The following is a 19,479-nucleotide window of genomic DNA, read 5'->3' as shown; positions in this document are numbered from 1 at the left end:
CATAAGATCTCGTGCCAAGCTGGTCTCCATCGCAGATGCCAGCTTGAATCATGCCCTACGCACGAGCGGAATCCCTTTTGTCAACACGACCTAGAAGAACACATCTTCCGCGCTGCTGACCTGGGCGACAGCACAATCGGGAGGCGGGGTCCAGCGCATGCGGTCGCAAAAGTCGCGATGCAGCACGCGTTCGGCGTCCATCGTGTAAAGGTCCCAGGCGGTGCGCAGCAGCTCCGGGTCCGGATCGACCTGAGGGGCCACCGCCTCGGCATCACGCAGGGACTCGGCGATCCGACCCATCCGGCCCAGGACCGACTGCAGGTCCTCGCAGGTCTCGGGGACCGTCTCGCGCAGCGAGGCCAGCAGTTGGCCCGTGCCCTGGCTGACCGCCTTGCCCGCGCTGAACACATCCTCCAGTTCGACCGCCATCTGCGACCCGGAGGTCTCGATCTCGGCGATGGCCGTCGCAAGGCGCGACCGGATCCCCTCGACCAGCGAAGAGATCCGCTTGTCGGTCGCGGCAAGCGACCGCCAGACCGTGCCGAACTCGCCCGCCGCCCCCGCCGCCAGATGGCGCAGCTGCGTCGCGATCTCGCGCAGCGCATCCCCGTCATCGCCCAGCTCGCCACAGGCCAGCACGGCATTGGTCCCCACCAGACGCAGATCCTCGGCCAGCGACGAGATATCGGTCAACACCTTCCGCAGACGCTCCATCTCGGAAAGCAACAGCTCGGACGCCTCGAGCATGACCGTGCGCCGATGCCGGATCTCATCAACACGCGCCTCGGCGGACCGGACCCGGTCGTGCAGCATCTCGAAGAGGGTCAGCCGGTGCCGTTCCGAACCGGCGCCCGAACTGCCGGCAATATCCTCAAACCGCGCGACGCCGTCGCGCAGGCCCATCAGGATGTTCTCGGTTTCGGCCGCAAGATCGGCATGGGCCCCGGCAAGCTGGGCCTGGGCCAGCATCGCCAGCGCCGGATCGCCGCCCGGAGCGTTCGCCAGGTCGAGAATCTGGCCGGCATGGTCGATCCGCTGGCTGGCCCGGTCGCCCGCCTGAAGACTGACGATCAACTGGCCGAATTCATCCTTCATCCGGTCCATGGTCGAGGCAAGCGGCCGCCCGAAGGCGGTTTCGTTGCGCCTCTCGCCGCGGAAGGCAGAGACCATCTGCCCGACCTCGGCGAACTGGGGCAAAAGCGCCGCCACCTCTCGCCTCAGGCTGGGCAAGTCGCGATGCGCCAGAACCGCCAGACAGTCAGAGATGCATTCCGTGACCGTCGCGACATCGGTCACGATCGCATCGGAATGGCCCACAAGATCGCGGGCGCTTTCGGCGAAGGCCTCCAGACGCATATGCCTAGTGCTCAGCGAAAACACATAGATCCGCGCATTGGTGGCAACGAACTTCATCGTCTTCAGCTTGCGCCCGATATCGGTGACGGTGGCGCCCAGCTTCTCGATCATCGAGCGAAGCTCGGTCACGTTCCGGGCGCCGGCCAGCAGGTCGGTGTCGAGCGCCCCGGCCGAGGTCTGCAGCCGGTTGGCATAGGCCCCGACCGCGTCCAGCACGGTCGGAGCCCGGTTCACCAGATCGCCCAGCGGCACGGTCAGGACCTCGATCCGCTCGTCCATGGACACGAGCGACCGGCCGGCGGCCAGAAACGCCGCCTCGACCTCGCGACGCAGCACATGCACCTCGGCCCCGCCGGTATGGCGCGATCCATGCTGGGAAAAAGTTCGCGAGTGGGCGGTCACGGCACGGCCTTTCTGTCTTCCCGAGTCACGCGGGCGGTAATCTCGCGGGCGATGTCGCCAAGCGTGGCCACGCGGTCGACCGCGCCCAATTCAACGGCAGCCCGCGGCATGCCGTAGACGACACAGCTGGCCTCGTCCTGGGCCAGGGTCCAGGCACCGGCCTGATGCAGCTCGGCCATGCCCTGCGCGCCGTCATCGCCCATGCCGGTCAGGATCGCCGCCACGGCGCCGCCCCCCGCGGCCTGCGCCACCGACCGGAAAAGCACATCGACCGACGGACGGTGGCGCGCCACGCAGGGACCGTCATGCAGCTCGACCCGATACAGCTTGCCGCTGCGCCGCAGCACCAGATGGCGATGACCGGGCGCAATCACCGCGACCCCCGGGGTCAGTACCTCGCCCGTCTCGGCCTCCTTGACGTGAAGGCGACAGGTCAGGTTGAGCCGGTCGGCAAAGGCGCGGGTGAAATGCTGGGGCATATGCTGCACGACCGCGATGGGCGGCAGCCCGGAGGGAAGCGCCTCCAGCACGACCTTCAGCGCCTCTGTGCCGCCGGTCGAGGCGCCGATGGCGATCACCGGCGGACCCGAAAACCCCGGCGCGGTCGCGATGCGCGGCAGGATCACATCGGCGGTGTGGCGTTCGCCGACCTGGATCGGCCCGGCCACCCGGGCCGACCGGGCGCGCGGCTGACGGGATTGGACCGCGGCCCGGATCGCATCAGAAATTCGTATTGCGGCCTCGCGCCGCTCGTCGGGGGTGGACACGCTGGGCTTGGCCAGAACTTCGGCCGCGCCCAGTTCCAGCGCCTTGAACGACGCCTCGGATCCCGACTTCGTGAAGGCGGAAATCACCACCACCGGCAGCGGACGCTGGCTCATGATCTTGCGCAGGAAGGTAAGCCCGTCCATCCTCGGCATTTGCAGATCGAGCAACAAAACGTCCGGCAGGCGGTCGCGCATCATCTCGACCGCGACGAAGGGATCGGGTGCGGCGCCGATCAGCTCCAGCCCGGGATCTTCGGCGATCAGCTTCTTGAACGCGATCCGGATCGAGGCGCTATCGTCGATCAGGAGAACGCGGATCGGGTCTGAGATCTTGGAACGCGCCATGTCACTCAGCCTTGACGAAGGTTGCGGGGCCGACCTGCCGGAGGTCGGAGCGGTGGGCCACCATCGATTCCGAATGCCCAAGATAGAGCGTGCCGCCGACCGCGAGATGGCACGAAATATGGTCGATGAGGCGGGTCTGGTCCTCTGCCGAGAAGTAGATCAGCACATTGCGCAGAAAGACCACGTCGATATCCGTATCGATCGAAAAGTCGAGATCCATCAGGTTGAGCTGACCGAAGCGGACCCGGCGGCGCAGTTCGGGCACGATCCGCCAGCTGCCCCTGTGATCGCCATGGCCCTGCATCAGCCAGCGCTGGCGATCCTCCGGGCGGAGCGGCCCCAGCATCGATTCGGGGTAGATCGCCCGGCGCGCGATGGCCAGCACCTCGGTGTTGATATCGGTCGCGAGGATCGCCCAGTTGAACGCCCCGTCCCGGTCTGCAAGCGAGGCAAGACACATGGCGATGGACCAGGCCTCGGGCCCGGTCGAGGCGGCGGCGGACCAGACTTTGACCGGTTGTCCTGTCCCCGAGCGCCGCGCGATCGCGGCCGGCGCAGCCACGTCCATCAGATGGTCGAAATGCGCGGATTCGCGAAAGAAATCGGTCTTGTTCGTGGTGACGGCGTCGAATATTGCCGTGCGTTCCTCATCGAGCGCGCCATCCTCGAAGAGGTGCCTGAAATAACTGTCGAGATCGGAAATGCCCAGCTGCGACATCCTCCGCCGCAGTCGGCCGTCCACCATCGTGCGCTTCTTCTCGGACAGCCGCACGCCGATCTCGGCCTCGACGAAGGCCGCGAAGCGGGCAAAGCCGGAACCGGCACGGCGCGGGGCGCCGCGGCGTGCCGATCCGTCCGGATCTTCGGCTTCATCGGCTCGGAACGGCGACAGGATCGACATCGGACAGTTTTCCCTTCACGCGTCAAGCGGATCGGCGGTCCGCGACTCCGGGAGCGCATCGAAAAGGCGGTCGAGGTCGAGCAGCGTGACGAATTCGCCCTGACGGCGGCCGATCCCCGAGATCAGCCGCTTGTCCCAGTTGAGCAATTGCGCCTCGGGCACATCCTCGACCCGATCTCCATCCAGCGCGGCCACTTCGAAAACCCGGTCGGTGCGAAGCGCAACCTGCGCCCGCCGCCTGCCGGTTTCGAGCCAGAGCACGACGATGCGGGTTGCGTCGTCCTCCTCGGCGGCAGGCAGGCCCAGAACCACGCGCAGATCCACCACCGAAACGCCGGTGCCGCGCACGTCGATCACTCCCAGCACATGGGCAGGTGCATTGGGAATGCGCGCGATCCGGCGCCGGTCGAGGATCTCCTGGACCCGGTCCACCGGCACCGCGAATCTCTCATCGCCAACGCCCAGGGTCACGACCTGCCCGATACCGCTCATGCCGCGCTGTCCTTCTTCCAGTCGCGCATGAACTTGGCGTCGAGTCCGTCCTCCTCGCTGTCGAGATTGAAGTCGAAGCCCAGCGCCGCGGTTCGGCGATCCTTGCGCGGCTTGCTGCGCGCCGGTGCCGGACGAGGGGCCGCACCGCCCTCGGCCAGGCGGAAATAGCCGATGGCGGATTGCAGCTGTTCGGCCTGGCTGGCCAGTTCCTCGGCGGTGCTGGACAGCTCTTCGGAGGCCGAGGTGTTTTCCTGGGTAACCTTGTCGAGCTGCTGGATCGCGAGGTTGACCTGACCGGCGCCGGTCGCCTGTTCCTGGGTCGAACGCGAGATCTGGGTGACCAGTTCGGAGGTCCGCTCGATATCGGGAACCAAACTTTCCAGCATGGTTCCCGCCTCGCGCGCAGCCTTAACGGTGCTGCCCGACAGCGCCGAAATCTCGCCCGCCGCGCTTTGGCTGCGTTCGGCCAGCTTGCGAACCTCGGAGGCGACGACCGCAAAGCCGCGCCCGTGTTCGCCTGCCCGCGCCGCCTCGACCGCAGCATTCAGCGCCAGGAGGTCGGTCTGGCGGGCGATTTCCTGCACCACCATGATCTTTTCGGCGATGGTCTGCATCGCCTCGACCGCCTCCTTCACCGCCACCCCGCTGACCCGGGCGTCGCTTGCGGACTTGCGCGCCATCCGCTCGGTCTCGGCCGCGTTCTCGGCATTCTGCTGGATCGTCGCGGCAATCTCTTCCATCGAGGCCGAGGCCTCCTCGGTTGACGAGGCCTGTTCGGTCGCGCCCTGGCTCAGTTCTTCCGAGGTCACCGACATCTGCCCTGCCCCGGTCGAGACGTTGCGCGCGGCGGTGCTGACCTCTCCCACGACCGTCCGCAGCTTTTCGCACATGAGGTTCAGGGTCTTCAGCAGATCCCCCACCTCGTCATTGGCGGTCACCCGGGCGCTTTGCGACAGATCGCCCTCGGCCACGGCGCGCGCGAGACGGTTGGCTCTGGCCAGACCGCTGGAAATCGAGCGCAGCATCAGAATGGCCAGCACCGACCCGATGACGACCGCGCCGACGATCATCCCGATCGCCAGACGCCGCGCCAGTTCGAAGCGGTGCGCGCTGTCGGCCGCTGCGGACAGCATCATATCGTTGTTGCGGTCGCGGATGCTGGTCAGGTTGGCCTCCATCTTCGACCAGATGACTGGCGCCTCCTCGGACAAGACGGCGTAGGCGGCATCCTTCTGTCCTGCCTCGGCCAGCGACATCGCCTTGGCCGAGGTGCCGCGCAGCTCCTGGTAGAGTGCGCCATAGTCCTCAAGCGCGGCACGCCCTTCGGGTGTGCTGAGATCCTGCAGATCCGAAACGTATCTCTCGTGCACTGTGCGCGAAGCCGTCAGCGCCTGGGCCACCGCCTCGCGCTGCGCCTGGGTTTCCGCCAGAATATATTCACGCACATCCATCTGCGCGCGCAACGCCTCGGCGGTGACAGCCAGCGTCAGTTCGACCCGTTTGGCCCCGTTATCGACAATATCCTTCAGCCGGCTGTTCAGAGCGGACATGTCGGACAGGGTGATGCCGATGCCCAGTGCCGACATGACGATCAGCAGGACGAAAGCCCCGGCAAGTTTCAGCTTTATGGTCAGACGCATGACGAGGGGTCCTTTTCGAAGGAGAAATCCGCGCTGTCCTCCGACAGGGCGGCGGCATAGATCCGGGCGAGATCCGGAACGATCACAAAACCCTGGTCCGTTCGCGCGATCCCGGACAGGAATTCGGGGGGCCATCGCATGCCGACTTCGGGGATCTCTCCAACCGCGGCATCGTCGAGTTCGGTCACGTCGAGGACCCGGTCGGCAATGACGGCGACGGTGGTCTCCGCGCCCGCGACCGGCACATCCAGCACCAGCATCCGGGTATGTTCGTCCGGCGGACGCGATGTCATGCCGAAGGCCACCCGCAGGTCGGTCAGCGGAACCACCGTGCCGCGCACATTGATAAGACCGGTGGCAAAGGACCCGGCGCGCGGGACGCGGGTCACCGGAACCGGTTCGAGGATCTCATGCAGGATCCGTGTCGGAAACGCGAAAATCTCGTCGGAGAGGGTCAGGGTGACGGCCTGCATCATGCGGCTCCTTTCCGCTTGCGGGCCCGATCCTCGATCGCGGTGCCCAGCGCGATCAGATGGCCCACGTCGAGAATGAGCGCGACCGTCCCGTCGCCGAGGATCGTTGCCCCCGAAAACGCCTTGAGCCCGGCATGGATGCAGGACAGTTGCTTGATCACGGTCTGGGCATTGGCGACAATCCGGTCGACAACGAGCCCGATCCGGCCATGGCTGCCCGCCACGATCACCACTTTCTGGAAGTCCGGCCGCAGCCCGGGGGTCTCGAACACATCGGCCAGACGCAGAAAGGGCACCAGATCGCCGCGGATGTTGAGGAAATTGGACCGGCCTGCGCCCAGAGCCAGGTCGGGCGGCAGTTCCACGCATTCCTCCACGGCCGCGACCGGGATCGAATAGCGTTCGCCGCCAACCTCGACCAGCAGCCCGTCGGTGATGGCCAGCGTCAACGGCAGCCGAAGGGTCACGGTCGTGCCATGCCCCGGTTCGCTGTCGACATCGATCTGGCCGCGCAGCCCCTGAACGACACTGCGCACGACATCCATGCCGACCCCGCGCCCGGAAAGCTCCGTGACAGCCGGCGCGGTTGAAAACCCCGGCTCGAAAATCAGCCGGTACAACTCGGGGCCGGTGACCTGGCTGTTGGCGGGCAACAGCCCGCGCTCGATCGCCTTGGCGCGCAGTTGCCCGTCATCGAGCCCCCGTCCATCGTCATGGATGCGGATATGAACCTCGGCCCCGGCATGGGTCGCGCTCAGCGTGATGGTGCCCTGTCGCGGCTTGCCGGTGGCGGCCCGCGCGCCACCGTCTTCGATCCCGTGATCGGCGGCGTTTCGCAGGATATGCACCAGCGGATCGTTCAGAAGCTCGATCACGGTCTTGTCGAGTTCGGTCTCGCCGCCTGCGGTCACAAAGTCGATGGGCTTGGCGAGCTGGTCCGAGAGGTCGTGGACGAGACGGCGGAAGCGACTGAAAAGATTACCGATCGGCAGCATGCGGATCGACATGGTAGTTTCGCGCATGCCAGAGGTCAGGCGTCGGATATCCTCGGCCACTGCCATCAGCGCCGGGCTTTGGAGCGCCATCGAAAGATCGTGAAGACGCGATTCCGCGATCACCAGTTCGCCGACGCGATCCATGATCTCGTCGAGCCGCTCGGTCGCGACCCGCATCGTCGAACGTTCGCGCTGGCGCGACGCGGTGGCCGGGGCGGGCTCGGCAGGGACATCCGCAGGGGGCAGCTCCGAAGGCCGCGGTTCCGCCGATGCCACGGTTTGTTGGGGCGTCTCGGCAACACTTTCGGGTGCGGCCGCTTCGGCCAGCGACGTCACCTCCAGCACAAGATCGTCGCGCAGGAACAGGAACACCTCGTCGATGCGCGCCGGATCGAGGTCGGCTGCGATCTCGACCGTCCAGACGAAGGGCGGACAGGCCGGATCGAGCGCATCCAGCCCGGGCAAGGCCCCGGTCTCACAGGCGATCCGTACCGCATCCGGGGCCAGATCCTTCAATTCCCCAAGGAGCGCGGGAACATTCACCCCAAGGCCAAGCGCCGTGGGACCGAGCGAGAACGAGATGCGCCACCCGTCCTCGGCCGGGGCAACGGCGGGCGTCGCCTGAGCGGAGGCGGGATGAGGGCCGGAGGCTGCGTCCCCCCCGCCCAGGGCAGCGTCCAGGGACTCGATGAGACTGGCATTGCCCGCGCGGGCCGCAGCAGGATCGTCCAGAAGCGCGGTGATCTGGTCGCAGGCCCGAAGCGCCACGTTGATCAACGCGTCACTGGCGGTCCGTCCGGGAGCGCGCAACGCCTCGAAGGCCGTTTCGAACCCGTGCAGGAAATGGGCGAGATCGACATGGCCGAACATCGCACCTGACCCTTTGAGGGTGTGGATGTCGCGAAACAGCGCGTCGATCAGGGCACGGTCGCCCGGTGCCTCCGAGAGGTCGAGAAGATTACGCTCGATCGCGCTTTGAAGTTCGCGCGCCTCGATCAGGAAGACGGCCGCGCCATCGTCGTCGTCGGTCATGTGCCCACCATTCGCTTGACCACGGTCAGAAGCTGCGCCTGGTCGAACGGCTTCGACATCCAGCCCAGCGCCCCGGCGGCCTTGGCCTGCTGGCGCAGGTCGTCGCGGGTTTCCGTCGACAGAAAGACGATCGGCACGCCCATCCCGCCCGGCCGCCCGCGATAGGCGCGGATGAAGGACAGACCGTCCATCCGCGGCATGTTCTGGTCGGTCAGGATCGCGTCGGGCCGCACCGAGGCGAGCAGCGACAGGGCCTCCTCGCCGTCGCCGGCCTCCATCACGTCATAGCCCGCCCCCGCAAGGGTCTTCTTCACCATCTGCCGCACCGACGGGGAATCGTCGACGATGAAGACCTTCTTCGCCATTTTGAACCTCCTGAGTCCTGGTCACACCTGCGCGGACGCCATCGCGCCCGCGCGGCGCAGCAAGGCCGGATCGAGGCCGCAACCGCGCATGCACGTTTCGACCAGCCCATCCGGCGGCAGGTCGATCTCGAGCGTTGCTCCCAGAACGCTGGCCGTCTTGACGGCCGACAGAAGCACCGCGACCCCCGACAGGTCGCAGCGCGTCCATTCCGCCGTGTCGATCCGGTAGGCCCTTTTCGAGCTCAGATCGGAGATGAGCCGGACCCGCAAATCCTCGGCGATTTCAAGGTCGATCCCGTCGATTCCGTGGATCAGGCTGGTCGCCATCGTCGCCTCCTGTGATCTTCGACCCTCTCTAGCCCGAAAAACTTAACGCTACGTCAAGTTGTGCCGGAGATCCGCCTGCACAAGTGCGGGGGTGCGTGAGAGCACGCCCGCACCGGATCGCAGGGCTTTAGGACGACGTAAGGGCAAGCGCCCGGTATTTTTGGGGGGAACACGCGGGTTGAATTGCATTGGCCGCGCCCCCGGACAGAGGATCTGCAACGGCCAAACGGCCGGGCCGGGACACATGCCCCGCCCGGGCCTTCCGGTCAGCCTTTGCCGAAGCCGAACGCAGGCTCCAGCGCCTCCCGGTATTCGTCCATGGCGAAGGCCGCCGAAAGAGAGGGACTGCCGACAGGGCCATACCGGAAGGACAGCTGACCCTCGACCGGCTCGGGCGTCTTGTGGAACGGCTCCTGCAACTGTCCAGCGCCGAGACCGAGACCGGCCGGTCGGACGACCGCGCGGTCTGATCGGTGTGCTGCATCTGCTGATCCGCGACCGCCCCGGGGGCCGCCGTCCGCTTCGACGACGCCGATATCGAGCGGCTCGATCTGGCGCTTTCGCCCCACAGTCTGGCGATCCTTTTGACCAATCTCATCGGCAATGCCCGCGAGCATGGCAGAGGCCCGGTCGAGATCGCGCTGTCGCCCGGTCCGGTGCTCCGCATCGCCAATCCCGTCGATGGACCGGCCGATCTGACCTCCGAGCGCTGTGCCAAGCGGCGCGGGGCGCGGGACCGGGGCTGTCGATTGTCCGGGGCCATCACCGATCAGCACGGCATCGGACTTGCCCATGAGAAGACGGGAGGTCACGTGACGGTCCGGCTCGACCTCGCGGGCAGTGCGATCCTACCGGCACCTGATCTCTTGGGTCTATGGCGGCGTCCCGGGACCGGGCTCGTCCGCGCCCCCGGTCTACTGCGCGGCAGCCTCCATCGTCGGCCGGATCGTGGACTCGACGATTTTTGGGGTCAGCGGCCCGGGATGGCGCAAGAGCACCGTGCCGTTGCCGTCCAGAACGAAGGTCTCGGGCACGCCATAGACCCCCCATTCGATGGCGGTGCGGCCCGACGCATCGGCCCCGATCGCGGCGAAGGGATCACCAAGCTCGTCGAGGAAGCGCTGCGCCTTCGCCGGATCGTCCTTGTAGTTGATGCCGTAGATCGGAACCCCGGCCTCGGCCAGAGCCTTCAGGTCCGGATGCTCCTCGCGGCAGGGCGCGCACCAGCTGGCCCAGAAATTCACCAGCTTGACCTGGCCATCCCGAAGCGTCTCGGCGGTGAATGGCGCCTCTTCGCCCAGATCGGTCAGCTCGAGCGCCGGGGCGGGCTTGCCCACAAGCATCGAGGGCAAAGCGTTCGGATCATCGCGGGTCATGCCGATGAAGAACAGCGCGGCCAGCCCGGCAAAGATCACCGGGGGCACCAGCAGAAGCGGCGAGATCCTGCGTTTCTCAGACATCCGGCTTTCTCCTTGCCTCGACCTCGTCGAGCTGGCGCCTCACCCGCGCCCCGCGCCAGAGCGACAGCGCCACCAGCCCGGCCAGAAGCCCCAGGGTGATGCCGTAGGAGGACAGCACCGCGACCGCGTATTTCCCCAGATCGGGCATCATGCCATCCGCTCCCGCGCGATCATCGCCCGGATGCGGCGGGCGCGGATCTCGGTCCGGGTGCGCAGCAGAACGAGCGCGACGAACAGACAGACGAAGCCCGCGATGCAGAGCAGAAGCGGAATATAGAACACGTCGGCCACGTTTTCCTTCTTGTCGAGGCTGAGCGAGGCGCCCTGATGCAGGCCCTGGCTCCAGAAATTCACCGCATAGCGGCTGAGCACCGCGAAGACCGACCCCACGATGCACAGGACCGAGGTCAGGTCGGCGGCGGCATCGGGGTTCTCGATGGCCTCCCAGAGCGCGATATAGCCGAGATAGAACAGGAACAGGATCAGGAACGAGGTCAGGCGCGGGTCCCAGACCCAGTAGGTGCCCCACATCGGCTCGCCCCAGATCGCGCCGGTGACCAGCGCGATCAGGGTCATGGTCATGCCGATGGGCGCGGCCGCCCGCGCCGCCAGCGCCGAGACATGGTGGCGGCGGACCAGCCAGATCAGCGAGGTCACCAGCATCATCACCCAGGCGTTGATGGCCATCATCGCCGAGGGGACGTGGATGTAGATGATCTTGACGGTGGAGCCGAAATTCTCGGCCTCGGGCGTCAGGAAGAAGCCCCAGACCAGCCCCACCCCCAGAGAGATCGCCGCCGCCACCGCGAAGACCGGCAGCAGGACCGACGAGGTCCGCATGAATTTCTGCGGGTTGGCATATTCCCAAAGCGACGACATGAGCGTGTTCCTAGTGGCGTTTCGGAAGGCCCTCAAGTGACGAGCGTGTGAGGCCCCTAGCGCAGATTGATACGGATTGCCGCAGCCGCGGCGAAAGGCAGGAGCGCGGTCGCCGCCAGCGTGATCGCGGCCAGCATCAAAAGCGGAGTGCCGGTGTCGCGCCCGTCGATCCCGCGCGCCACAGCCTCGGCACCGAAGATCAGCGTCGGCACGTAAAGCGGCAGCACCAGCAGCGACAGCAGCAGCCCGCCCCGCTTGAGCCCCACGGTCAGCGCCGCGCCGAAGCTGCCGATCATGCTGAGCGCGGGCGTGCCAAGCGCGAGGCTCGCGGCCAGCCAGCCATATCCGGACGCGGGCAGGTTCAGCAAAAGCCCAAGGCCCGGGGCGGCGAGCGTCAGCGGCAGGCCGGTCGTCACCCAATGCGCCGCCGCCTTCATCGCGACGGCGCCTTCCAGCGGGATCGGCGCGGTTGCCAGCAGATCGAGCGAGCCGTCCTCGTGGTCGAGCGCGAAGATGCGGTCGAGCGAGAGCAGGCAGGCCAGAAGCGCGCCGACCCAGAGGATGCCGGGCGCGATGGCGGCCAGAAGCCCGCTGTCGGAACCGACGCCGAAGGGCACCAGCACGACGACGATCAGGAAAAAGGCAAGCCCGAGCCCGAAGCCGCCGCCCGCGCGGATCGCGAGCTTGAGGTCGCGCTGCAGCAGCGCGATCATGCGAAAGCCTCGTCGAAACTGTCGATCCGGCGCGGCCGGGCGCGGAAGGCCGAGACGTCCAGTACGCCCGCCTCGAAGCCAAGATCGATATGGGTCGCGATGAGGGCTGCGCCGCCCCGGTCAAGATGCCGGGCGACGGCGCGGCCGAACTGCGCGACCGAGGCCGCGTCGAGCGAGACGGTGGGTTCGTCGAGCATCCAGATCGGACGGCCCGTGACCAGCAGCCGGGCGAGGCCGAGGCGGCGTTTCTGCCCGGCCGACAGGTTCTGGGCCGGACGCCCGGCGAGATCCGCGAGATCGAAGGCCTCGATCGCCGGGGCGATATCGGTCTGGCCGAAGATCCGGGCCCAGAAGGTCAGGTTTTCGGTCACGGTGAGGGTGGCCTTGAGCCCGTCGGCATGGGCGGCATAGGCAATCGACTCGGTCGGCGCCGAGACGGAGCCGGCCAGCGGCGGCTGCAGCCCCGCAAGCGTGCGCAGAAGCGTCGTCTTGCCAATGCCGTTCGGTCCGCGCAGCATCAGCGCCTGCCCGGCCACGAGGGTGAAGTCCACCCCTTCAAGGACCGGCACGCCGCCGCGTGCGCAGGCCAGATCCGTCACCACCAGTTCCATGCGCTTCGCATAGCCGAAAGGGCGCCAGGCGGAAAGCCGGAAACGGGCGGCTCCCGCCCCCGGCCGGCGCGGCGCTGACGCGCCCGCTTGTCCGGCGTTGGGCCGGGCGCGCGCGTGCCGCGCGCGCAGCCTCCGGCGGGGGTATTTGGGCCAAGAAGAACGGAGGTGCCACGATCAGGGATGACGGCGGCTTTCAGGGCAACTGGCCGGGGCGGATCACGGGATCGGGGCTGGCGCGGGTGTCCGTCCCCACGCACCTCGCAGGGTTCCAGGCCTGAACGCCCCTTACGGGCGTCCCAAGGCTTGCCTGCGCCAGAGGGAAGGCCATGTGAAGCAGTCCCGACGCTCCTCCGGTCGAGCCGAATGGATGGGCTGGCTCAAGACGGCAAGACGACCTGGTGAGTTCCAAGCCCAACGCCGTTCCGCGTTCGGCCAACCGTTTCCGGCGTCGGCCACCTGACACGGTGGAGAGGTACCTTCGATCGGCAGCCAGCAGGACCAGGCCGTCAGGCCCCGGGCGCAGGCATCGGAAACAGGGCGACGGCGACTCGGCGGCCCTCGGCCAGAAGCACGTTGTAGCTGCGCGCCGCCGAGGGGCTCGACATCAGCTCGACCCCGAGCCCGGCCGCCTCGAGCCGGGACTGGAGCCGGTTCGGCAGCGGCACGAGCGTCGGCCCGGTGCCGATCAGCAGGATATCGACGCGGCCCGCCAGCGCCATCAGGGGCGCCTCGTCCTCGGGACCGGCCCAGCGCTCGACACGGCCGAGGGCCACGAGCGCCCCGCCCTCGCGGACCTCGCCGCCGATCCGGAAAAAGCCCGGGCCGTAGCCGTCGATGGGCAGGCCCTCGGGGATGGTCATCTCGGTCAGTTTCATCGGGCTCTCCTGTCGCGTCGCGAAGCCCGATCATGGCACGGGCGCCAGGCGGAGGAAACCGCCCGGCGCCCGGGATCTTCAGGTCATTGCCCGCGGGGGCCAGTGCGGATCAGCCCTCGGCCTTGGCGAACTGCGTGCCCGCACCGCCATCGCCATCCTTGGACCAGTCGCGCTTGACCCCAAGCATCAGCAGGATGTTCGAGGCCACGAAGATCGAGGAATAGGTGCCGACGATGATGCCCCAGGTCATCGCGAAGACGAAGCCGCGGATCACGTCGCCGCCCAGCACGATCAGCGCGATCAGCGCCAGAATCGTCGTGAAGGAGGTCATGGTGGTGCGCGAGAGCGTCTCGTTGATCGAGAGGTTCAGCACGTCCTTCAGGTCCATCTTCTTGAACTTGCGCAGGTTCTCGCGAACGCGGTCGAAGACCACCACGGTGTCGTTGACCGAATAGCCGACGATGGTCAGAATTGCCGCGATGATCGCCAGATCGAACCTCAGTTGCAGCCCCGCGAAGATGCCCATGGTCAGCGTCACGTCATGGATCAGCGCGACCACGGCCCCAAGGCCGAACTGCCATTCGAAGCGCAGCCAGATATAGACCAGCATGGCGAGGATCGAGAGGCTGACCGCGATGGCCGCCGACTGAACCAGTTCGCCCGAGACCTTCGGCCCCACGCTTTCGACCGAGGGGAAGGTGATCGAGGGATCGATCCCGGTCAGCGCCTGTTCAAGGGCTGCGATGGTTTCGGGCGTGACGCTTTCGGCATCGCCCTGGGCCTGGATCCGGATCTGGGCCACGTTCTTGTCCGGGCCGAAGCTCGGGTCGAAGACCTCGGTGATCGAGACGTCGCCCAGATCGAGCGCCGAGATCGCATCGCGATAGGCGCCGACATCGACCGGCTGGCTGCTTTCGGTGCGGATCGTGGTGCCGCCCTTGAAGTCGATGCCGAAGTTGAGCCCCATCGTGAAGACCAGAACGATGGAGACCACCATCGCCAGCGCCGAGGCGCCGAGCGAGACATGCGAGAACTTGAAGAAGTCCCAGCTGGTATCGGAGGGAACGAGTTTCAGGCGCATGGATCTTCCCTCACAGCACGATGGTCTTGGGGCGGCGGCGTTCCATCCACATCACGATCATCAGCCGCGTGACGTAGATCGCGACGAAGACCGAGGTGACGATACCGATGGCCAGCGTCACGGCAAAGCCGCGCACCGGACCGGAGCCCATGGCGAACAGGATCACCGCCGTCAGGAAGGTGGTGATGTTGGCGTCGAGAATGGCCGAAAGCGCGCGCTGATAGCCCAGCTCGATGGCCCGCGCCGGTCCCTTGGCGGTTTTCAGTTCCTCGCGGATGCGCTCGAAGACCAGCACGTTGGCATCGACCGCCATGCCGATGGTCAGCACGATCCCGGCGATGCCGGGCAAGGTCAGCGTGGCCCCGATCAGCGACAAGAGGCCGAAGATCAGCCCGATATTCACGACCAGCGCGACATTGGCAAAAAGCCCGAACAGCCCGTAGCTGGCCCACATGAAGACCAGCACCAGCATAAACGCCGCGATCGACGCGATCTTGCCGGCCTCGATCGAATCGGCGCCCAGCTGCGGACCGATGGTGCGTTCCTCGAGGAAGGTCAGTTCGGCCGGCAGCGCGCCCGCGCGAAGAAGAACCGCCAGGTTGGTCGATTCCTCGACCGAGAAGTTGCCGGTGATCTGGCCCGACCCGGACGGGATCGCCTCTCGGATCACCGGGGCCGAGATGACCTCGTCGTCCAGAACGATGGCGAAGGGCGAGCCGACATTCTCGGCCGTGTACTGGCCGAACTTGCGGGCGCCCGACGGGTTGAACCGGAAGGTGACCGAGGGCGCGCCGTTCTGGTCGAAGGCGGGCTGGGCATCGGTCAGGTCCTCGCCCGAAACGACGGGCGTCTTCTCGATGATGTAATAGGTGCCCTGCTCGTCCATCGAGGGCAGCAGGACATTGCTGGCCCCGGGCGCCTCGTTGGGGTTGGTGGTGCGCGAGACGACCGGGTTGAAGGTCAGCCGCGCGGTGGTGCCGATCAGCGCCTTCAGCTCGTCGGCCGAGCCGATGCCGGGCACCTCGATCAGGATGCGGTCCTCGCCCTGGCGCTGGATCGTCGGCTCGCGGGTGCCGACCTCGTCGATCCGGCGGCGCACGATTTCCAGCGACTGGCGCAGGGTGCGGTCGATGGTGGCCTGCTTCTCGGGCTCGGAAAGCTGTACGGTCAGCACCGCGCCCTCGCCCGAAACCTCGATATCCGAGGCCCCGACCCCGGTAAGGCTGACGATGGGCCGCGCCAGCGCCCGCACGGCCTCAAGCGCGGCGGGCATGCCTTCGGGCTCGCTCAGCCGCACCTGCAGAAGACCCGGCGCGCCCTCGACCCGGCGGATCGGACCCACCTGGTCGCGGACCGCGCGCAGCGCGTCGCGCACATCGGGCCAGAGCGCGTCCATGCGGTCGGCATAGACATCCTCGACCTGAACCTCGGCCAGCAGATGCGCGCCTCCGCGCAGATCGAGGCCCAGATTGACCAGTCCCGAGGGCAGCCAGCCGGGCCATCCGTCGCGGCTGGCGATCAGTTCAGGGGTCGCGCCCTGGGTCTCGATGGCCTTGAGGGCATCGTTATGCCCCTCGACCCGGGAGTAGAAGACGTTGGGCGCGGCGAAGAGCAGCCCCAAAAGTACAAGCCCCCAGACCGTGGCCCGTTTCCAAAGCGCGAAATCCAGCATGGGCGATCAGGCCTTTTCCGCCGGCTCGGTCCGGTTCAGCACCTGAGCGATTGTCTGGCGCACGACGCGGACCTTGACGTTTTCGGCGATCTCGACCTCGACCTCGCCATCGTCCTTGACCTTGGACACCTTGCCGATCAGCCCGCCCTGGGTGATGACCTGGTCGCCACGGCGCAGCGCATCGACCATCGCCTTGTGTTCCTTGGCCTTCTTCTGCTGCGGACGGATCAGAAGGAAATACATGATCGCGAAGATCAGGATCAGCGGAATGAACGAGCCGAAGGCGCCAGCGGCGCCGCCGCCGGCCGCTTGCGCGAAGGCAGGCGTTGCAAACATATGGAAAATCCCCGTGTCCGAAGGGCGATCGGGCCGCCCGGTTTTCAGTCGCGGCGCACCCTATCCGTGGGTCTTCTGCTTGGCAAGGCGCTGCGCCGGGGCTTCAAATGGCGGCGCGAAGCAGGCATATCAAGGGCCATGCGACCTCCGATCCGCCCGCGTGCCGCGCTGTCCCTTCTCCTTGCCGCCGCGCTGGGGCTGGCCGCCCTGCCCGCCGCCCATGCCGCGGGCGCCCAAGACCGGGATCGCAACCGGGCCGAGCCGCTGGCCGAGGCGCAGCACCGCGCCTGGCGGGCCATCGGCCGGGTCAACGTGGCAGGCTTCGACACCGGCGGCTTCTGCACCGGCACGCTGATCGCGCCCGACAGGGTGCTGACCGCGGCCCATTGTCTTTATGCGCTGCGCGGCAGCGCGCGCGCCCAGCCTGGACAGGTGCATTTCCTCGCGGGCTGGTACAAGGGTACCTATGCCGCCCACCGCATCGCCCGCGCGGTCCTGTCGAACCCGGACTTTCATCCGGGAAAGAAACCGGATTCCCGCAGCTTGCGCAGCGATGTTGCGATTCTGGTTCTGGAAACGCCGATCACGGACATCCCGCCCCTGCCGGTCGCCGCGCCTGATCTGGTCGGCCCCCGCGTGACCGTGATCGGCTATCGCCGCGACCGGCTGAACGCCCTGACGAAGGTCACGGATTGCCGGGTCGTGGTCCAGAGCCCCGGCATGGCCGGCCTCGGCTGCCCGGTCGTGCAGGGCACCTCGGGCGCGCCGGTGCTGCAGCGCGAGGGATCGCGCTGGTCGGTGGTCGGCGTCGTGTCGGCTTCGGTCAGCGGCGCGGGCGAGGTCCATTCTGTCGCCGCCCGCCCCAGCGCCGCCTTCCTCGCGGGCCGCTAGGCGCGCCGGACCGCGCCGCGCAAACCGGTTCCCTCCCGCGCGCATTCCGGGCAGTCTTGGGCGCAGGGGGGAACGACAATGACGGCACACCGCTCGCGTCTCGTCGACTGGGCCAGCCATCTCTGGCGGCCGGATTTCAAACGGTTCAGCGGCTTCGGCTGGATTGTTCGCCTGGTGCTGGCATTGCCCCTGCTCGCACTGGCGATCATCGCGCTCGGAGCGGCGGTCCTGGCCGTGGTTCAGTTCGCTGGCGCCCTGGTCCTTACGAACCGGTTCGCCAGCATCGAGGGACAATATGAGGCGATCCGCAATGCTGGTCTGGTCCTGGCAGCCCTTGTCGGCGTGCCGTTTCTGGTCTGGCGCTCCATCGTCGCGCAAAAGCAGGTGGACGTGGCCGAACAGGGCCTCATCACCGACCGCCTGAACAAGGCGGTCGAAGGCTTGGGCGCGGAAAAGACGGTCAAGCGGCGGCTGACACACCCGGACGGCACGACCGGGATAGAAGAAACCACCGAGCCCAATACCGAGCGCCCGCATCTGGGTTACCGAAACATGGGGCGACGACCCATCGAAACCGTCATGTCATTCGTCAGTCAAGAAGGTTAAGTGGACACCTTATGCAAGCCTTGAGGGTATAAATTTCGGGGATCCCTTCACGGCGACGTAACGTCAAGACCGCACTCAACGTGATAGGTCGCAGAAGGCCCGACAAAATTACCTTGGAAGGTGCAGTTTCTGCAAATACCCGCCGAAACCAGACCGCTGTGGTCGCTAACACAGTTTTAATGTCTCCCTCCTAGACGCAAGGTGTTAAGTGAAGCCAGTAAAAAGGTAAGCTCATGGCGTTTGTTAACGGTACTGATGGCAACGACTACATTGTTCCCAACTACGACGGCGGTCCGTGGTATTACGCGGACACCGTGTATCTCAAGGCGGGTAATGACTACGTCGACACCAGCTCCGGCGACGATTACATTGATGCGGGCTCCGGCAACGACACGGTGAACGCGGGCGACGGAGACGATCATATCTTCGGAGGTGACGGAAATGATCATCTCAAGGGAGGTATGGGTAACGATGTCATCCATGGAGGCGAGCACGACGACACCATCAACGGCGGTCAGCAAGACGACATGCTTTATGGCGACGGTGGCAACGACACTTTCCAGCATACCGGAAGCGACGGCTGGGACTGCTACTTTGGTGGCAGCGGCGACGACACCATTCTTGTCGAAGCGGTCTCATCCTACTCGATGTGGGGGCAGATCAAGATCCAATCTCTGGACTCTGTTGAACACATTACTAACGAAGACACGACTAAAGACGTCGATATCTTGGTCGATGGAGAAATTGATTTCAGCAATACCGAGATCACCGGAATTCGGCACATACTGGGGCAGGACGCCAACGACACCATCATCGGCAGTAAAGAAAACAACTCGATCAATGGGGGGGCGGGCAACGATATCCTGATGGGTTTCGAGGGGAGCGACGTTTTGACCGGAGGCGCAGGCGCCGATCAGTTCGTCTTCATGCAAGATAAGTCGGTCGATAGGGTCATGGACTTTACCGACGGGGAAGACATGCTGGTCTTCTCAGGAGCGACGAGCCTGCAACTGTTTGATCACAATGGAAGTGCGTTGCTGTACATGAACAATGACACTTACGTCCTGCTTGAAGGAGTGGATCCGAGCCTCATCGACGGCTCGGATATCTTCTTCATCTAGGTCGTGTTGACAAAAGGGATTCCGCTCGTGCGCAGGGCATGATCCAAGGTGGCATCTGCGATGGAGACCAGCTTGGCACGAGATCTTATGTCGGACGAGGAATGGGCGTTCTTCGAGGGTTTCATACTCGCCGTCCGCG

At 66.2% G+C, this 19,479-nt stretch carries 22 protein-coding genes; 3 read left to right on the top strand and 19 right to left on the bottom strand.

Annotated features, from left to right (window positions below; translation table 11 throughout):
• Positions 1–90: 90 nt before the first annotated feature.
• The 19 genes from EV657_RS19820 to yajC all read right to left on the bottom strand — a co-directional run bounded on the left by EV657_RS19820 (position 91) and on the right by yajC (position 16,722).
• On the bottom strand, positions 91–1,758 hold the full coding sequence (locus EV657_RS19820) for a methyl-accepting chemotaxis domain-containing protein (protein ID WP_134079518.1): 1,668 nt from the start codon (positions 1,756–1,758) through the stop codon (positions 91–93).
• Positions 1,755–2,870 carry a protein-glutamate methylesterase/protein-glutamine glutaminase gene (locus EV657_RS19815; RefSeq protein ID WP_208323320.1) on the bottom strand — a complete coding sequence of 372 codons (1,116 nt, stop codon included), beginning with the start codon at positions 2,868–2,870 and terminating at the stop codon, positions 1,755–1,757. Before EV657_RS19815 ends, EV657_RS19820 begins: the two co-directional genes overlap by 4 nt.
• Position 2,871: 1 nt before the next feature.
• Entirely contained in the window at positions 2,872–3,771 is a 900-nt protein-coding gene (locus EV657_RS19810) for a CheR family methyltransferase (RefSeq protein ID WP_134079516.1), read from the bottom strand.
• Positions 3,772–3,786: 15 nt separating this feature from the next.
• Complete coding sequence (locus EV657_RS19805) at positions 3,787–4,263, bottom strand: chemotaxis protein CheW (RefSeq protein ID WP_075785154.1); 477 nt, start codon at positions 4,261–4,263, stop codon at positions 3,787–3,789.
• Positions 4,260–5,903, bottom strand: coding sequence for a methyl-accepting chemotaxis protein (locus EV657_RS19800; RefSeq protein ID WP_075785153.1), 1,644 nt, complete (start codon positions 5,901–5,903; stop codon positions 4,260–4,262). The genes EV657_RS19805 and EV657_RS19800 overlap by 4 nt, the downstream gene beginning before the upstream one ends.
• The gene (locus tag EV657_RS19795; protein ID WP_081382075.1) at positions 5,894–6,376 is read right to left on the bottom strand and encodes a chemotaxis protein CheW; all 483 of its coding nucleotides are present in this window, start codon (positions 6,374–6,376) and stop codon (positions 5,894–5,896) included. Before EV657_RS19795 ends, EV657_RS19800 begins: the two co-directional genes overlap by 10 nt.
• Entirely contained in the window at positions 6,376–8,403 is a 2,028-nt protein-coding gene (locus EV657_RS19790; protein ID WP_113668439.1) for a chemotaxis protein CheA, read from the bottom strand. Before EV657_RS19790 ends, EV657_RS19795 begins: the two co-directional genes overlap by 1 nt.
• Complete coding sequence (locus EV657_RS19785) at positions 8,400–8,768, bottom strand: response regulator (RefSeq protein WP_075785150.1); 369 nt, start codon at positions 8,766–8,768, stop codon at positions 8,400–8,402. The genes EV657_RS19790 and EV657_RS19785 overlap by 4 nt, the downstream gene beginning before the upstream one ends.
• Before the next feature lie 21 nt (positions 8,769–8,789).
• Positions 8,790–9,095: an STAS domain-containing protein gene (locus tag EV657_RS19780; protein WP_113668438.1), complete on the bottom strand. Its 306-nt coding sequence runs from the start codon at positions 9,093–9,095 to the stop codon at positions 8,790–8,792.
• Between the two features lie 266 nt (positions 9,096–9,361).
• Positions 9,362–9,889 carry a hypothetical protein gene (locus tag EV657_RS19775; protein ID WP_134079515.1) on the bottom strand — a complete coding sequence of 176 codons (528 nt, stop codon included), beginning with the start codon at positions 9,887–9,889 and terminating at the stop codon, positions 9,362–9,364.
• Positions 9,890–10,009: 120 nt separating this feature from the next.
• Entirely contained in the window at positions 10,010–10,555 is a 546-nt protein-coding gene (locus EV657_RS19770) for a DsbE family thiol:disulfide interchange protein (protein ID WP_134079513.1), read from the bottom strand.
• Positions 10,548–10,706 (bottom strand): heme exporter protein CcmD, encoded by a 159-nt coding sequence (gene ccmD / locus EV657_RS19765; RefSeq protein WP_113668435.1) that lies wholly within the window; start codon positions 10,704–10,706, stop codon positions 10,548–10,550. The genes EV657_RS19770 and ccmD overlap by 8 nt, the downstream gene beginning before the upstream one ends.
• Positions 10,703–11,434: a heme ABC transporter permease gene (locus EV657_RS19760; RefSeq protein WP_113668434.1), complete on the bottom strand. Its 732-nt coding sequence runs from the start codon at positions 11,432–11,434 to the stop codon at positions 10,703–10,705. Before EV657_RS19760 ends, ccmD begins: the two co-directional genes overlap by 4 nt.
• Before the next feature lie 56 nt (positions 11,435–11,490).
• Complete coding sequence (gene ccmB / locus EV657_RS19755; protein WP_134079512.1) at positions 11,491–12,147, bottom strand: heme exporter protein CcmB; 657 nt, start codon at positions 12,145–12,147, stop codon at positions 11,491–11,493.
• Entirely contained in the window at positions 12,144–12,758 is a 615-nt protein-coding gene (ccmA, locus tag EV657_RS19750; protein WP_134079510.1) for a heme ABC exporter ATP-binding protein CcmA, read from the bottom strand. The genes ccmB and ccmA overlap by 4 nt, the downstream gene beginning before the upstream one ends.
• Before the next feature lie 506 nt (positions 12,759–13,264).
• Positions 13,265–13,633: an Mth938-like domain-containing protein gene (locus tag EV657_RS19745; protein ID WP_075785142.1), complete on the bottom strand. Its 369-nt coding sequence runs from the start codon at positions 13,631–13,633 to the stop codon at positions 13,265–13,267.
• Between the two features lie 109 nt (positions 13,634–13,742).
• Entirely contained in the window at positions 13,743–14,714 is a 972-nt protein-coding gene (gene secF, locus EV657_RS19740) for a protein translocase subunit SecF (RefSeq protein ID WP_075785141.1), read from the bottom strand.
• 10 nt (positions 14,715–14,724) lie between these two features.
• On the bottom strand, positions 14,725–16,386 hold the full coding sequence (gene secD / locus EV657_RS19735; RefSeq protein WP_134079509.1) for a protein translocase subunit SecD: 1,662 nt from the start codon (positions 16,384–16,386) through the stop codon (positions 14,725–14,727).
• Between the two features lie 6 nt (positions 16,387–16,392).
• Entirely contained in the window at positions 16,393–16,722 is a 330-nt protein-coding gene (gene yajC / locus EV657_RS19730; RefSeq protein WP_075785139.1) for a preprotein translocase subunit YajC, read from the bottom strand.
• A gap of 138 nt (positions 16,723–16,860) precedes the next feature.
• Here yajC and EV657_RS19725 point away from each other — a divergent pair, with 138 nt between their 5' ends.
• The 3 genes from EV657_RS19725 (at position 16,861) to EV657_RS19715 (ending at position 19,340) form a co-directional block, all read left to right on the top strand.
• Entirely contained in the window at positions 16,861–17,613 is a 753-nt protein-coding gene (locus tag EV657_RS19725) for a trypsin-like serine peptidase (RefSeq protein WP_166673743.1), read from the top strand.
• Between the two features lie 78 nt (positions 17,614–17,691).
• Positions 17,692–18,219, top strand: coding sequence for a hypothetical protein (locus EV657_RS21970; RefSeq protein WP_208323322.1), 528 nt, complete (start codon positions 17,692–17,694; stop codon positions 18,217–18,219).
• Between the two features lie 233 nt (positions 18,220–18,452).
• Positions 18,453–19,340 carry a calcium-binding protein gene (locus EV657_RS19715; RefSeq protein ID WP_113668429.1) on the top strand — a complete coding sequence of 296 codons (888 nt, stop codon included), beginning with the start codon at positions 18,453–18,455 and terminating at the stop codon, positions 19,338–19,340.
• Positions 19,341–19,479 lie beyond the last annotated feature (139 nt).

It is taken from the genome of Rhodovulum visakhapatnamense, from assembly GCF_004365965.1.
GTDB classification, from domain to species: domain Bacteria; phylum Pseudomonadota; class Alphaproteobacteria; order Rhodobacterales; family Rhodobacteraceae; genus Rhodovulum; species Rhodovulum visakhapatnamense.
The sequence above is the reverse complement of the archived record's forward strand: the minus strand, read 5'-3'. Positions and strand labels throughout refer to the sequence as shown.